Raw genomic sequence first — 14,323 nt, 5'->3', positions numbered from 1 at the left:
TGTGCCGTCGCAGCGTCAGCGCGGGTGCGCGGGCGCTGCGACGGCGACTTCACAGTGGCACTTCTTCCCACCAAGCGATCACTTCGTCCTGGGCGGAAGGCCGTGGCGCTCCACCGGTGCCACTGCTCCCCCTGCGGCTCACGGCGATCACGTATTTCGCGCGGGCCGAGTCGCCGGGAAAGCTGATGACCTGGTGCGCGGTGTGCATGCGGCTACTGGCCGGGTCGGGAACAACCCAGCGGCGCAACGAGAACGGCACCCCGTCCTTGTCCCCCGGGTACTTCACCGCCGCGGGCATCGCCTCCACCACCGAACGCGCCTGCGCCGCAGTCGCATACTCCAGCACGAGGTAGCTCACGGACCCGGCATTGTTGTCGGTCCGCTCGCACTGCCAGCCCGCACTGATCGGATTCCATTGCAGTGCGGGCTCTTTCCACTCCAGCTCACTCACCGCACGCACGGCGGCGCACCGCGCACCCCGATACCCCTGCCCCTCCGCCACCTCTCCCTGCGGAACCAGCGTGGGAAACACGCGCCGACTCGCCGCGAACGAATCCCCCGCCGCCGTCACCGAACTCGACGGCGCCTTGGGCGCCACTCCGGCGGCTTCGTCGTCCTCGTCCCCATCGGGCAACACCACAACCACCAAGGCCACCAGCAGAGCCACCAGCGCTCCGATGAGCGCCACCAGCAACAACCACCCCACCCGATGCAGCCTGGACATCCGTCGCGGCGCAGGCCGCCGCGGACCGGCCCACGGCCCACGGCCCATCCCCCGCGGCCCCATCGGCGGACCGGCAGGAGCACCACCCGGGTTCAGCGGGACACCCGGTCCAGCGACCGCTCCCGGCACCGCCGATCGCACCGATTCCGGCGCGTGCCCACCGTGCGCCGGCGCACCGGCAGGCACCGTCCCCTGCGCGGCCCCAAAAGCCGTCCCCGGCTGCGCCGCTCCCGGCTGAACTGCCCCCGGCTGCACCGTTCCTGGGTCTCCGGGCATTCGCCCCGGATCACCAGGTGTGCGCTCACTTCCTGCGCTCGACGCCTGGGCGACCCCCGGACGTTGGCCTCCCATGTCCAGCAGGTCACCGGGGCGACTTCCGCCATCCGCCTGCGCGCCGTCGCCGGCGTCGCTCACCGAGGCGGCAGCCGTCGCATCGACACCGCCCATCTCGAACGGCTTGTCCACCGAATCGGGCGCACCGACCGCCCCACCCCTGGCCCCCACCCCGCTGGTACTGCTGCCTGAATCTCCCTCTGGACCACCTACAGCCTCCGCGAATCCCCCAGAGCCGCTGGCGCGCTCGGAATCGGCAGCAGCGCTGGAGGATTGGCCCGAGCCATCCGTTCCGGTGGGTGCCGCGATCGGCGTCACGTCCGTTGGGGCACTCGCGTTCGCCGCATCCAACCGTCCGGATTCCGCGATCGGCACGACATCGGTCGCTGCCGAATCGGTTACCTCGGGTCCATCGCCCGGCCGATTCGCTGCATCGATGTCACCCGCGGGATTCCTTGCGACGCTGCCGGACTCAGGCCGTGCTCGAGGCGCGCTCGCGTCCGCGCCTGGCACGACATCACCGCCGACACCGGACCCCGAGCGAGGGTCGACATCCACGGCGGACCGCTGATCGTCGCCCGGCGCTACCACCGCCGACTGCGCTGGAGGCTGCTGACCCATCGCCTGCTGCGCACCAGGAGGTTGCTGAGACGCGGCCTCCGCGTGGGGCGGCGCCTGCGCACCCGGTGGTTGCTGAGGCGCAGCCTGCACATGAGGCTGCCCCGCGGCTGGCACCGGCGCACCCGGTTGCGGGGACAGCTGTGGCTGAGGCTGCTGACCCATCGGCGATGGCCTGCCGAGCGGAGGCTGGGCGCCTGGCAGGGCGGGCGGCACCGGCTGAGCAGGTTGCGCTGATTGGACTGGCGGCTGGGGGACGAAAGGTGGTGCGGCAGGCGCCTGCTGGGCGGCAACGGGTCCTGCAGGGGCGGGTGGAGGTTGGGATGGGTGCCAATTGCCCTGTGGCACAGGCTGGATCGGTGGGGCCGGGTTTCCCGCGTAGCCGGGGGCAGGCATTGCCGGCGGCTGTGCGGGGTGAGGAAAGGCGCCCGGGGAAACCTGGACCGGTTGTTGGACGGGCGGGTAGTAGGCCGACGGGGGATGAGGCAGGGCGGGTGGGGTGTTGGAGGTGAGGGCCTTGCGGGCTGCCTTGGCGAAGGCGGCGCACGAATCGAACCGCGACGCGGGGTGTTTCGCCATGGCGGCGGCCAGGACAGCGTCCAGCGCAGGCGGGAGTCCCTGGCGGCGCAGGGCAAGGGGCGGGGGGTTGAGGTAGAGGGTGCCGCGGATGATCTCGTTGGGGTCGGGTGAGTCGAAGGGAGCGATGCCGGTGAACAGCCAGTACAGGGCGCAGGCCAGGGAGTACTGGTCGGAGCGGTGGTCGAGTTCGGCGCCGGTCATCTGTTCGGGGGACGCGTAGGCCAGCGTCGCGGTGAACATGCCCTGCTGGGTGAGGTGGGTGGAATCGGCGCGCAGGCGGGCGATGCCGAAGTCGGTGAGGAAGACCCGCTCGCCCTGGCCGCCGCTGGATCGGGCAAGCAGGATGTTGGCCGGTTTCACATCCCGGTGCAGCACTCCCCTGCCGTGCGCGTAGTCCAGTGCGTCGGCGACCCCTTCGATGATCTGCACGGCCCGCTCGGGCGGCAGCGTCATCGGGTCGACGGTCGCGGCGTCGACCCCGTCGACGTACTGCATGCTGATCCACAGCTGCTCGCCCTCGGCCCCCCGATCGAAGACGGTGACGATGCCGGGATGGTCGAGTCCGGCCGCGAGATCGGCCTCCCGTTCGAACCGCGCGCGAATGCGTTCGTCGGCGAACAGATCCCGGTTGAGCAGCTTGAGCGCGGTCAGCCGATCCAGCCGCGGATGCCGCGCCAGATACACGGTTCCCATGCCGCCCTGCCCGAGCATCCGCTCGACAGTGAACCCGGCGAACACCTCACCGATATCGAGCACTGCGACCCCCTTCCGGCGCCTGTGGCGGATCAGCATGGCACCCGCACAGCGGCGTGACCACCTTCATTCGAATTCTCGCCGAAAATCGGTGAAACTTGCTAACTGTCGTCCGGTATCGTCCGGGCGCGCTCGACGAGAAGTTTGCACCGCCGAAGCAGGGCGCCGACGCGCAGTGGGTGGTGGGGAGGATTCGGTGGTGAAGTCGACCGGAAAGGCGGCTGCCTTGCGCGGGCTGCTGCATAGTGCGGTGCTGGCATCGGCCGCACTGTCCGCCGTCTCGTGTGCCATGCCTGGCACCCAGGCGGCCGTGAGCGCACCCACGGTGACCGTGAACAGCGATGCCGCCTGGCACCCTGGCCTGTCCATCATGCTGCCCGATTCGCTGGCCGCGGAGTTCACCCAGTTGCAGTCGCAGCTGCCGGGACAGGTCGGCATGGCGCTGATGCCGGTCGGCGGCGGCCGGATGACGATCTACGGCGACTGGACCACCGGCATCGCCTGGTCGACGATCAAGGTGCCGCTGGCCGTCGCCGCGTTGCGCCACGATCAGGACCAGTCGATCTTCGAGATGGTGCAGGCCGCGATCACGGTGTCGGACAACGACGCCGCCTACGGGCTGTGGGAATCGCTGGGCGACGGGGAGGAAGCGGCCGAGGCCGTGCAGCAGGTGCTCGACGAGGCCGGTGACATCTCCACCCCCGGCAAGGAGAGCCTGCGCACCCAGCTCGACTACACCTCCTTCGGCGGCACCGAATGGTCGCTGGCCAACCAGGTCCGGTTCGCCTCGCGCCTGCCGTGCCTGCCGCAGACCGAGGTCGTCACCCAGCTGATGGGCGAGATCACGCCCGATCAGGGCTGGGGTCTCGGCCTGCTCGACGACACCGAGTTCAAGGGTGGCTGGGGTCCCGACGACGACACCGGGGTGTACACGGTGCGCCAGTTCGGGCTGGTGCCGATCGGCAGCGGTCAGCTGGCGGTCGCCCTTGCCGCACAGGCGGATTCGGGCACCTTCGACGACACCACGGCCCTGCTGGACCGGATGGCGCTGCTGCTGTCCCGGCACCTGCCGGAGCTGCGCGGCGGCGTGTGCCCGCGCTGAGCGACCCCGCTCAGCCGGGGACGACCAGGCCGGATTCATAGGCCAGCACCACCGCCTGGGCCCGGTCGCGCAGGCCGAGCTTCGAGAAGACCTTGGAGACATGGGTTTTCACGGTCTGCTCGGCGACGAACAGCGCCTCGGCGATCTCGGTGTTCGACAGTCCCTTGGCGACGAGCTCGAGCACTTCCCGCTCGCGCGGGGTGAGCGAGGTCAACGCGGGCGCGGCGGGCGTGCGCACCGTGTTGCGCCTGCGCGTGACGTCGGCGATCAACCGGCGGGTGATGGTCGGCGCCAGCAGTGCCTGGCCGTCGGCGACGACGCGCACCGCCCGCACCAGTTCCTCGGCGGGCGCGTCCTTGAGCAGGAACCCGCTCGCGCCCAGGCTCAGCGCCTCGTAGACGTAGTCGTCGATGTCGAAGGTGGTGAGCATCAGCACCCGCACCGGCGGATCGAAACCGGCGGCCAGGATCGCGCGGGCGGCCTCGAGCCCGTTCATCTCCGGCATCCGCACATCCATCAGGACCACATCGGGCCGCAACCGCTTGGCCTCGGCCACCGCGACCTTGCCATCGGGCGCGTCCCCGATGACGCTGATGTCGGGCTGGGCTGCCAGCAACGCGCCGAAACCCTGCCGCACCATCGCCTGGTCGTCGGCGATCAAAACGGTAATTGCCACTCGACCACCCTAATGCGCGCCGACGCGAAGCGGTCCACAGTCTTTCGCGCAGGGCCGGAGTGCCTAGGGGGTGGGCAGTTTCGCCGAGACCTCGAAGCCACCGTCCTCGGTGGGGCCCGCGACGAGCGAACCGCCGACCGCCTCGACCCTGCTGCGCATGCCGTCGATGCCGTGCCCGCCACCCGCACCGGGGCGCGACGGGGTCACCGACGGCGCGTTGCGCACGGTCACCGTCACCGCGTCGGGAGCGACGGCCACGGCGACGAGCACCGGCGCACCGGGCGCGTGCCTGGCCGAGTTGGCCATCGACTCCTGCACCACCCGGTAGACCGTCAGCCCGGTCGTCTCGGGGACAGTCTCGAGCTCACCGGTCACGGTCCATTCGACCGGCAGACCCGCACGCTGGGCGGACGCGCACAGTTCCGGCACATCCACCGCCCGCGGCTGCGGCGCGTGCTCGGGCAGCTGCCCGTCGCTGCGCAGCACCCCGAGCAACCCGCGGATCTCGTTGAGCGCGGTGCGCGCGGTGGCGCCGATCGACTCGAACTCCGTGCGCGCCGCCGGGTCGAGATCGGTGATCCGGTAGGGCGCGGTCTGGGCCTGCACCACGACCATCGACATGTGGTGGGCCACGACATCGTGCAGGTCACGGGCGATCCGGGCCTTCTCCTCGAGGATGGCCCTGCGCGCGCGTTCGAGCTCGGTGACCTCCTCCTGCCGTTCCAGCTTGCGGCGCGAGGCGACCACGATGCGCAGCAGATAGCCGAACAGCGCCAGCGCGCCGAAACCGACCACCCAGCCCCACAGCGGGCCCTCCGCCGAACCCGGCATGGTGGTCGCGAACAGCATCGACTGCGCCGCCCAGGCCACCACCACGATCGGCACCGCGGCCCGCAGCGCCACCGCGAACAGCAGCACGAACAGGACGATGACGTGCACCACCTGGAACGGCAGATCGTTATCCGGCGCGGGCTGGAGGCCGACCGAGAACAGCAGCGCGGCGCCTGCCGAGACAGCCCAGCCGAGCGACGGGTTGATCCGCACCAGCAGGATCGGGAACACCGCGAACGCCGACAGCAGCGGCGCCAGGGCCGGCGACACCTCGTGGGTGACGAACAGGGTCGGCCAGGCGATGCTGTAGAGGATCAGCGCGACGGCCACCGTCGCGAGGTCGAACCAGGTGCGCGCGCTGATGCGGCGTGCGGCGGGGCGCGGTTGTCCGGACATGGCTCGAGCCTACGAACCGTCCGGTCAGCGGACCTCATACCGCCGAGCGATTTCGCACCCCCTACCCTGGTGTGACCCCGGCGCCGGGTCACCCGCCCGCGCGCCCCGAGAACCGGTCCACAGCGGGATGCCCGCAGCAGGACCCGCTCCTTACCGTCGGAGGCCATGAACACCCCGCTTCGCCCGGTACCCGCCGCTCGCCGTGCCCGTACCGCCGTCTCCGCCTCCGCCTCGTCGAACACCGGCAGCCCGGCCGAAGCCGCGCACCGCCGCCGCAGCGGTGTCGCCCTGTGTACCGCGGGCCTGGCCATGGCCGCCGCCGTCGTGATGTCGGCGCCCGGCGCCATGGGCACCACGCCCGGTGGTGGCACCGAGAACGAGGCCGCCGCGGCCGTGGTCCGCGCGCTGATCGACGACGACCCCGACGCTCCCGCGCTGATCCCCCGCGACTTCGGCTACAAGTTCGGCTACGACCCTGCCCAGCAGGACGGGCTGCTGGTGAACCCGAACGGCAGCTGCTCCTCCCCGGTGACATTGCCCGCCGAGTTCGGCCCTGCCTGCATGGCGCACGACCTCGGCTACGACATGCTGCGCTACGCCGAGCGGGTCGACGAACCGCTGGGCGCCTGGGCCCGGCGCTCGGTGGACGCGGCGCTGAACCGGCGCATCCACGCGGCCTGTGAGCTGCGCGACGACGAGTTCTCCCGGGCCCGCTGCGGTGTCATGGCCGATATCGCGTTCACCGCGGTCGACGTGAACTCGCGCAGGCAGGAGTACGGCGCCCCGGTCGTCGAGAACGTCTTCGCCACGACCGACCCGGCCGACCGGCCGAATTTGTGGCCGCTGGCGCGGACCGTACTGGGTTTGTTCGCGGTGACGGCGGCCTCGGCGGTCATCATCGACGCGCTGCGCAAACGGCGCCGCCGCCTGGCCTGACTGCTTGCCGAAAACTAGAACATGTCCTAGTTTTCACGCATGGCCCTCACTATCGACGAAACGATCGAGATCGACGCCCCCGCCGAGAAGGTGTGGGAGGTTCTCACCGATTTCGGTCGCTACGGCGAATGGAACACCTTCTGCTACGAGGCGGTGAGCACGCTGGAGCCGGGCTCGCCCATCGACATGAAGGTGCAGCTGGGCGGGAATCGCCGTCCGCAGCGGGAGTGGATCCGCACGCACACCCCCGGCGTGGAGTTCAGCTACACGATGAAGCCGGTGCCGCTGGGCACGCTGCACAGCCTGCGCTCGCACACCGTGGTGCCGATGGGCGCGGACCGCTGCCGCTACGAGTCGCGGTTCACCCTCGCGGGCTGGCTCAGTCCCGTCGTGACCCTCGCGCTCGGCAAGCACCTGCGCGCGGGCTTCACCGCGATGACCGCCGGCGTCGGCAAGCGGGCGACCGAGATCTGAAAAACGGGGTGCGCCAGGCCGATTCGGCCCAGCGCACCCCGCTGCGTGGTGTCCCTAGACGCCCGCGGGCACCGGCAGCGCGCCGCGCGCCACCTCGTAGGCCGCGCCAACCCGGTACAGGCGGTCGTCGGCCAGGGCGGGCGCCATGATCTGCAGGCCCACCGGCAGGTTGTCGTCTGCCGACAGCCCCGACGGCACCGACATGCCGCAGTGCCCGGCCAGGTTGGTCGGCAGCGTGCACAGGTCCGACAGGTACATGGCCAGCGGATCGTCGACCTTCTCGCCCAGCTTCCACGGGGTGAACGGGCTGGTCGGCGAGACGAGCACGTCGACCTTCTCGTAGGCGGCGTCGAAGTCGCGCGCGATCATCGTGCGGACCTTGAGCGCCTGACCGTAGTAGGCGTCGTAGTAGCCGGCCGACAGCGCGTAGGTGCCGATGATGATGCGGCGCTTCACCTCGGGGCCGAAACCGGCCTCGCGGGTCAGCGACATCACCTGGTCGGCGCTGTGGCTGCCGTCGTCACCGACACGCAGGCCGTAGCGCATCGCGTCGAAGCGCGCCAGGTTCGACGACACCTCCGACGGCATCACCAGGTAGTACGAGGACAGCGCGTACTCGAAGTTCGGGCACGACACCTCGATCACCTCGGCGCCCAATTCCTTGAGCACCGCGACCGCGGCGTCGAAGGAACCGAGCACGCCGGGCTGGTAGCTGTCGGAATGCAATTCGCGCACCACACCGACGCGCACACCGGTCAGGTCGCCGTTGGCGCCCTGGCGCGCCGCCTCGACCACGGGCGCCACCGGCACGTCGCGGGAGGTGGAGTCACGCGGGTCGTAGCCGGCGATCACCTCGTGCAGCAGCGCGGTGTCGAGCACCGTGCGACCACACGGGCCACCCTGATCCAGCGACGACGCGCACGCGACGAGGCCGTACCGGGACACGGTGCCGTAGGTGGGCTTCACGCCGACCGTCGCGGTGACCGCGGCGGGCTGACGGATGGAGCCACCGGTGTCGGTGCCGATGGCCAGCGGCGCCTGGAACGAGGCAAGCGCCGCCGCCGAACCGCCGCCGGAACCGCCCGGGATGCGGGTGGTGTCCCACGGGTTGCGGGTCGGGCCGTAGGCGGAGTTCTCGGTGGAGGAGCCCATCGCGAACTCGTCCATGTTGGTCTTGCCGAGGATCGGGATGCCCGCGGCGCGCAGCCGCGAGGTGACCGTCGCGTCGTACGGCGACATCCAGCCCTCGAGCACCTTCGAGGCGCACGTGGTCGGCATGTCGGTGGTGGTGAAAACGTCCTTGAGCGCCAACGGAACTCCCGCCAGCGGCGAGACCGGGGTCTCGCCCGCGGCCAGCGCGGAGTCGACGGCGCCTGCCGCGGCCAGCGCCTCGTTCCCGGCGACGTGCAGGAAGGCGTTGAGCGCACCGTCGACCGCGGCGATGCGATCCAGGTGCGCCTGGGTGACCTCGGTGGAGGACACCTCGCCGCCGTGGATCTTGGCCGCCAGCTCGGAAGCCGACAGCTGGGTCAACTCGCTCATTCGCCCTCTCCCAGGATCTGCGGGACCAGGAAACGCTGTTCTTCCACAGCGGGCGCCTGGTCCAGCGCCTGCTCGGGAGTCAGACCGGGCACGACCACATCGGGCCTGGTCACATTGGTCGTCGGGTTCGGCGACGCGGTGGCGGGGACGTCGGCGGCGACCTCGGAGATGGTCCGCACATGGCTGAGGATCGAATCCAGCTGACCGGCGAACTGGTCGAGTTCGGCGTCGGTCAACGCCAGCCGGGACAGCCGGGCGAGGTGAGCGACCTCGTCACGGGAGATTGCGGGCACCGCGGGACCCCTTTCGGCTTCGGTTGGGAAGTAGTGGCTACAGCCTAGTCAGCGGGCCCGAAGGGGTCCGACGGGGTAGGACGCACTCGGCTCGCGCGAAAGTTCGCGCATGTCGGGCCGTTGGGGTCATACTTCGAGTCGTGCAGCCCGCGTTCAGGGGTGTAAGTATGGCGTCACCGGGTATTCGTCTCGAACAACCCCGGCCCTAGGAAAGGAACGCACGTGTCATTCCTGCTCCGCGTGCAACTTCCGGATCGACCGGGAAGCCTCGGCTCTCTCGCACTCGCCCTCGGCGGGGTCGGCGCGGACATCCTGTCGCTCGATGTCGTCGAACGCGGCGCCGGTTTCGCGATCGACGATCTGGTGGTCGAGGTTCCTACCGGCGCGCTGCCCGACACCCTGATCACCGCCGCGGAATCGGTGCACGATGTGAGCGTCGACTCCATCCGCCCGTACTCCGGCGTGCTGGACACCCATCGCGAGCTCGAGCTGATCGACCAGGTCGCCAGCGCCCGCGACGACCGGCTGCAGGTCCTCGTCGACGGTGTGCCGCGCGTGCTGCGCGTCGGCTGGTCGACGATCATCGGGATGGGCCCGGCCGGCGCCTACCGCGTCGTCGGCAGCCCGAGTGCCCCTGAGACACAAGCGGGTTCGGCGCCGTGGATGCCGCTGGAGAAGCCGTCGTGGCTCGACGGCGAGGCCGAGTGGGTGCCGCAGATCTGGCGCGACATGGACACCAAACTGGCGGCAGCGCCGCTCGGCAACTCGGGTAGGTCGCTGTTGCTCGGCAGGCCGGGCGGACCGGACTTCCGCCCGTCGGAGGTCGCCCGCCTCGGCTACCTCGCCGGCATCGTCGCCACCGTCCTGCAGTGAGGGACCTCGCCTAGGCGAGCGCCAGGCGCATGACGTAGAGCTGCAAACCCTCGTGCGGTGACCAATTGCGTTCCGGCACAGCGACGAAGCCCAGACGTTCGTAGATGCGGTGCGCGTCGACCATGGTCGCCATCGTGGTGAGCGCGACCGCGTCGTACCCGCCCGCCTCCGCCTCGGCGATGACCGCGCGTACCAGCGCGGTGCCGGCGCCGAGACCGCGGGCCCGCTTCGCGACGGCGAGCATGCGGAACTCGAGTTCGCCGGGACGGGCGATCTCGGCATAGCGGGTGCCCGGCTTCGCGACGGTCAGCGAGCCCGCGACCTCGTCGTCGTTGACGGCGACGAGGACTTGCGCTTCGGTGGCGCGATGGGCGACGTCACCTAGTTCGGTGACGTAGTCGTCCTCGGGTGAGACGTAACCGTCGCCGACGTACACGTCGATGGTCATGGCGGAGATCGCGTCGTATTCGCTGGGGTGTGCGGTACGGATCTCGAGGCCGGTGCCAGGGGTGAGGGCTGATATGCCGTGCATCTGAAGAATGATCCCACCCGCACCGCTGTGAGCTCGCCCTCACCCGCGAATCTGGTCGCCGGTGAGCTCGCGGCTCACGACCCGAGGTAGGGCCGCAGGCCGGGGTGATCGGCGACCCAGTTGTCGGGGTTGCGCGGCGGGTAGGCGACGGCGAGCTGGTCACCGATCGCGGGCCAGTGGGCCGCGTCCCAGGCGAAACGGCGGTAGACCACGACCCCGGTGACCGACGGGCCGGTCAGCGTGCCGGTGATGGTGACGTAGTGCTCGCCGGTCATGGCGGGCAGCGCGCTGACCCCGGTGATGTAGAGCGACCCGTGTTCGAGACGCGCTCCCCCGCCCTTCCCGGTGCGGGCGGCCAACACCGCGCCGATCGTCACGACCAGCATCGTCACCATGGCCGCCGCCATCACCACTTCGAGCATGCCTCCATGCTAGGCGTACCTCCGCCTTCGCTCCGGCCGTGCGCTGGTCTGTCGACGGCTTCGCCGGCAGCGCCCGTTATGCCCGACCCGCGCGCCCGCGCGCCCGCCTCACAGTGGCGTGAGCTCGCTGACGCCCTGTTCGCGGCGCAGCTGCCAGACCGCGCTGCGGGTGCGCTGCGACCGGCCGTTGCCGCGATCGATCAGCGCGCGATTGGCCGTGGTGTAGATCAGTTGCGCGCCACGGGCATTCGTCTCCGGGTTCTGGAACAGCTGGACGAGGCGGTCGGTCTCCTCCACCGGCAGGCCCGCGCCCAGATCGTCGACGGCCAGCACCTGCCCGGTGTCGAGCGCTTCGAGCATGGCGGGCAGCACCCGCAGCAGCGAGCGGGTAGCGGTGGACGCGTCGGCGAGCTCGAAGGGCACGTCGATCCCCTCGTGCACCAGGCTCAGCCCGGGGCCGCGGCGATCCACCATCCGCCGGTACAGCGCGTCCCGCGCGGCGCGCAGCGTACTGAGTTCGCGTTCCAGCAGGATCGGGTCGGCGCCCCCGTGGTCGAGTTGTGCTGCCAGCGCGCCGATTTCGGCATCCAGGTCACGCAGGTAGTCGGCGTACATCGGATCGTGCTCGGCGACGAGCAGATCCTCGATGCCCAGATCCGCTGTCCGCAACAGCATCAGCAGCCGCGCGGCATTGTCGGGCGAGCGCGAGATGTGGCTGCCGAGGTCGTTGGCGAGTTCGTCGCCGCCCGCGTCGCCCTGCTGCACCTGCAGGTTCGCCGCGAACCAGCGATAGGCGGGCACCAGCGCCTCGGCGTACATCTGCCCGGCCAGACTCAGCAGCAGGGCGTTCGGCCGCACCAACGGCACCAGCGCCGCCACCCCGTAGCGCGCGGGCTCGAACATCGGCCCGATCTTGATCTGATCACCGGTGCGCTCGAACACGATCCGTTTGCGCGAGCGCGGATGCGTGTAGAGCCACTCCGCGATCACATCGGCGTTGTCGAGCCGGAACCCGTAGGTGTAGGGCACCCCCTCGGCCACGAACCCCGCCACGAATTCGGTGGGCCGGTCGGCGAACCCGAGATGCGGCCTGCGCACCGGCCCCGCATAGGGATCCCAGCCGCTCACCGAATGCAGCACCGCGTCGCGCATCTGCGCGAGCGCGTCGATCAGGCTGGTCTTCCCCGCGGCGGCCACGCCGTGCACCGCGGTCACCGGCACCGCCACCGGCCCACCGACGCCCTTGCTGAGCCGCAATTGCTGCGCCTCGGCCAGCGATCGGTGATTGGTCACCTGAAAACTACGCAGCACGTGGCTCGTCCGCCTCTCCGAATCTTTTGGCCAGACTAAGGGACGCGTCCCGCCCGGCCGAGTCGGCGAGCCGAACTCGGCCGGAGCGGGTCCGATTCGCTAGCGGCTCAGATCCCTGAACCGCGAGACCGCCAACGGGAAGAACACCACGATCAAGGCCACCGGCCAGGCCACCGCGAGCAGTTCCGCGTTGGCCGCGGCCCAGGAGTCGCCGGTCGCGACCGGGTTACCGAACAGGCCACGCACCGCCGTGGCCGTGGCCGACATGGGGTTCCATTCGACGACCGCGCCCAGCCAGGACGGCATCGATTCCGGCGAGGCGATGGCATTGGAGAGGAAGGCGACCGGAAAGACCAGGATCTGTACCGCCTGCACCAGTTCCGGCTTGCCCGCGACCATCGCCAGGTAGATGCCGATCCAGAGCATCGCGAACCGAAGCAGCAACAGCAGCCCCACCGCGGCCAGGAACGCGGCGAATCCGCCGTGCCAGCGCCAGCCGATCAGGTACCCGACCGCGATCATCACGGTCAGCCCGACCGCCGATTGCAGCATGTCGGCGATGCTGCGCCCGACCAGCACCGCGGCCGAGTTCATCGGCATCGAGCGGAACCGGTCGATGACGCCCTTGTTCAGGTCCTGGGTGACCGAGAGCATCGTCGCCTCCAGACCGAACGCCATGGTCATGGTGAGCATGCCGGGGACCAGGTAGTCGGTGAAATCTCCCTCGATACCCTGTCCGCCACCGATCAGGTAGCCGAACATCAGCAGCAGCATCACCGGGAAGACCAGCCCGATGACCACCTGAACGGGCTGGCGCACCCAGTGCGCCAGCTCGCGCCTGGTCATCGTCCAGGAGTCGGCCGCCACCCAGCTCAGCGCCGAATCCCGCTGTTGCGTCGTGCTCATGCCGCGTTCTCCTTCGTCAGGTGCAGAAAGACTTCGTCGAGCGTCGGGCGCCGGACCGCGATGTCCTCGGGCTCGATCCCGTTGGCCGCCAGCGCCCGGACTGTCTCGGTCAAGGCCGCCATCCGGTCGCTGACCGAGGCGCTGACCATCCGCCGGTCCTCGTCCACCACCGCATCGCCGGGCAGCAGCGAGGCCGCGAGCGCCAGCTGGGAGGTGTCGTGCAGGACCACGTCGATGCGGTCACCACCCGTCTTCGTCTTCAGCTCGTCGGCGGTGCCCTCCGCGATGACCTTGCCGTGGTCGATCACCGAGATCCGGTCGGCCAGCTGATCGGCCTCCTCCAGGTACTGCGTGGTCAGCAGGACGGTGGTGCCGCCGTCGACCAGCGACCGCACCGAATTCCACACCTCCGTGCGGCCGCGGGGATCGAGCCCGGTCGTCGGCTCGTCCAGAAAGAGCACCTGCGGCTCGGAGATGAGCGACGCGGCGAGGTCGAGCCGCCTGCGCATGCCGCCGCTGTACTGCTTGACGGCCTTCGGTCCGGTGTCCGCGAGCCCGAACCGGGCCAGGAGCTCGTCGGCCCTGACGCCAGCGCGGCGCGCGCCCAGGTGGTAGAGGCGCCCGAACATCTCCAGGTTCTGCCGTCCGCTGAGCTCCTCGTCGACGGCCGCGCTCTGGCCGAGCAGCCCGATCCGGGAGCGCACCCGGTCGGCGTCCGTGCGCACGTCGAGGCCCGCCACCTCGACCCGCCCCGCTTCGGGACGCAGCAGTGTCGACATGATGCGCACGGCCGTGGTCTTGCCCGCGCCGTTCGGGCCGAGCACGGCGTGGACGGTACCGGCCCGCACAGCGAGGTCTAGGCCGTCTAGCGCCCGTTTGGCCCCGTAGTTCTTCCGCAGGCCTTCGACGACGATCGCCGGATCGTGGTCAGTCACTTCAGCCCCTCCATCACTCATTGATCAAATTTGACTAGACGGCCAAGGTACGGCGCCCGCAGGGATTAGTCAAACTTGAATACTGCT

General features: G+C 70.2%; 14 protein-coding genes. 4 read left to right on the top strand and 10 right to left on the bottom strand.

The window, feature by feature from the left end; translation table 11 throughout:
• Window positions 1-49 precede the first annotated feature (49 nt).
• Window positions 50-3,010, bottom strand: a complete 2,961-nt coding sequence (locus ACWF9G_RS23905) for a protein kinase domain-containing protein (protein ID WP_452518010.1) — start codon at window positions 3,008-3,010, stop codon at window positions 50-52.
• Between the two features lie 196 nt (window positions 3,011-3,206).
• On the opposite strand from ACWF9G_RS23905, the gene ACWF9G_RS23900 reads away from it, so the two are divergent.
• A complete protein-coding gene (locus ACWF9G_RS23900; protein ID WP_379305179.1) occupies window positions 3,207-4,109 on the top strand; it encodes a serine hydrolase in 903 nt (300 codons plus the stop codon).
• Window positions 4,110-4,119: 10 nt separating this feature from the next.
• Here ACWF9G_RS23900 and ACWF9G_RS23895 read toward each other — a convergent pair whose 3' ends face one another.
• Together ACWF9G_RS23895 and ACWF9G_RS23890 are read right to left on the bottom strand one after the other, a co-directional pair.
• Window positions 4,120-4,785: a response regulator gene (locus ACWF9G_RS23895; RefSeq protein WP_379081180.1), complete on the bottom strand. Its 666-nt coding sequence runs from the start codon at window positions 4,783-4,785 to the stop codon at window positions 4,120-4,122.
• Between the two features lie 63 nt (window positions 4,786-4,848).
• Window positions 4,849-6,012: a sensor histidine kinase gene (locus ACWF9G_RS23890; RefSeq protein ID WP_452518007.1), complete on the bottom strand. Its 1,164-nt coding sequence runs from the start codon at window positions 6,010-6,012 to the stop codon at window positions 4,849-4,851.
• A 165-nt stretch (window positions 6,013-6,177) separates the two neighbouring features.
• Between ACWF9G_RS23890 and ACWF9G_RS23885 the strand changes: the two genes are divergently transcribed.
• Both ACWF9G_RS23885 and ACWF9G_RS23880 read left to right on the top strand, forming a co-directional pair.
• A complete protein-coding gene (locus tag ACWF9G_RS23885) occupies window positions 6,178-6,948 on the top strand; it encodes a hypothetical protein (RefSeq protein ID WP_452518006.1) in 771 nt (256 codons plus the stop codon).
• Window positions 6,949-6,987: 39 nt separating this feature from the next.
• Window positions 6,988-7,422: an SRPBCC family protein gene (locus tag ACWF9G_RS23880; protein WP_452518005.1), complete on the top strand. Its 435-nt coding sequence runs from the start codon at window positions 6,988-6,990 to the stop codon at window positions 7,420-7,422.
• A 54-nt stretch (window positions 7,423-7,476) separates the two neighbouring features.
• On the opposite strand, the gene gatA is transcribed toward ACWF9G_RS23880, so the two are convergent.
• Window positions 7,477-8,964, bottom strand: coding sequence for an Asp-tRNA(Asn)/Glu-tRNA(Gln) amidotransferase subunit GatA (gene gatA, locus ACWF9G_RS23875; RefSeq protein ID WP_379305187.1), 1,488 nt, complete (start codon window positions 8,962-8,964; stop codon window positions 7,477-7,479).
• Complete coding sequence (gatC, locus tag ACWF9G_RS23870; RefSeq protein WP_067493225.1) at window positions 8,961-9,257, bottom strand: Asp-tRNA(Asn)/Glu-tRNA(Gln) amidotransferase subunit GatC; 297 nt, start codon at window positions 9,255-9,257, stop codon at window positions 8,961-8,963. Before gatC ends, gatA begins: the two co-directional genes overlap by 4 nt.
• A 222-nt stretch (window positions 9,258-9,479) precedes the next feature.
• Between gatC and ACWF9G_RS23865 the strand changes: the two genes are divergently transcribed.
• Window positions 9,480-10,130, top strand: a complete 651-nt coding sequence (locus ACWF9G_RS23865; RefSeq protein ID WP_379305190.1) for an ACT domain-containing protein — start codon at window positions 9,480-9,482, stop codon at window positions 10,128-10,130.
• Window positions 10,131-10,140: 10 nt separating this feature from the next.
• Here ACWF9G_RS23865 and ACWF9G_RS23860 read toward each other — a convergent pair whose 3' ends face one another.
• From ACWF9G_RS23860 to ACWF9G_RS23840, 5 genes are all read right to left on the bottom strand, one after another.
• Window positions 10,141-10,662, bottom strand: coding sequence for a GNAT family N-acetyltransferase (locus ACWF9G_RS23860; protein WP_379305192.1), 522 nt, complete (start codon window positions 10,660-10,662; stop codon window positions 10,141-10,143).
• A gap of 74 nt (window positions 10,663-10,736) precedes the next feature.
• Complete coding sequence (locus ACWF9G_RS23855) at window positions 10,737-11,084, bottom strand: hypothetical protein (RefSeq protein WP_379305194.1); 348 nt, start codon at window positions 11,082-11,084, stop codon at window positions 10,737-10,739.
• Window positions 11,085-11,192: 108 nt separating this feature from the next.
• Window positions 11,193-12,377, bottom strand: coding sequence for an AAA family ATPase (locus ACWF9G_RS23850; protein ID WP_379305196.1), 1,185 nt, complete (start codon window positions 12,375-12,377; stop codon window positions 11,193-11,195).
• Window positions 12,378-12,494: 117 nt separating this feature from the next.
• Window positions 12,495-13,301: an ABC transporter permease gene (locus ACWF9G_RS23845; RefSeq protein ID WP_452518001.1), complete on the bottom strand. Its 807-nt coding sequence runs from the start codon at window positions 13,299-13,301 to the stop codon at window positions 12,495-12,497.
• Window positions 13,298-14,236: an ATP-binding cassette domain-containing protein gene (locus ACWF9G_RS23840; RefSeq protein WP_452517999.1), complete on the bottom strand. Its 939-nt coding sequence runs from the start codon at window positions 14,234-14,236 to the stop codon at window positions 13,298-13,300. Before ACWF9G_RS23840 ends, ACWF9G_RS23845 begins: the two co-directional genes overlap by 4 nt.
• Window positions 14,237-14,323: the final 87 nt, after the last annotated feature.

The organism is Nocardia sp. NPDC055029 (assembly GCF_053608525.1).
This window is presented reverse-complemented; position numbering and strand designations above follow the sequence as displayed.

Bases quoted from the DNA above. Each gene is read 5' to 3' on its own strand.
- ACWF9G_RS23880 (WP_452518005.1), top strand. From the start codon at position 6,988: ATGGCCCTCACTATCGACGAAACGATCGAGATCGACGCCCCCGCCGAG.
- ACWF9G_RS23845 (WP_452518001.1), bottom strand. From the start codon at position 13,301: ATGAGCACGACGCAACAGCGGGATTCGGCGCTGAGCTGGGTGGCGGCC.
- ACWF9G_RS23855 (WP_379305194.1), bottom strand. From the start codon at position 11,084: ATGCTCGAAGTGGTGATGGCGGCGGCCATGGTGACGATGCTGGTCGTG.
- gatA (WP_379305187.1), bottom strand. From the start codon at position 8,964: ATGAGCGAGTTGACCCAGCTGTCGGCTTCCGAGCTGGCGGCCAAGATC.
- ACWF9G_RS23885 (WP_452518006.1), top strand. From the start codon at position 6,178: ATGAACACCCCGCTTCGCCCGGTACCCGCCGCTCGCCGTGCCCGTACC.
- ACWF9G_RS23860 (WP_379305192.1), bottom strand. From the start codon at position 10,662: ATGCACGGCATATCAGCCCTCACCCCTGGCACCGGCCTCGAGATCCGT.
- ACWF9G_RS23890 (WP_452518007.1), bottom strand. From the start codon at position 6,012: ATGTCCGGACAACCGCGCCCCGCCGCACGCCGCATCAGCGCGCGCACC.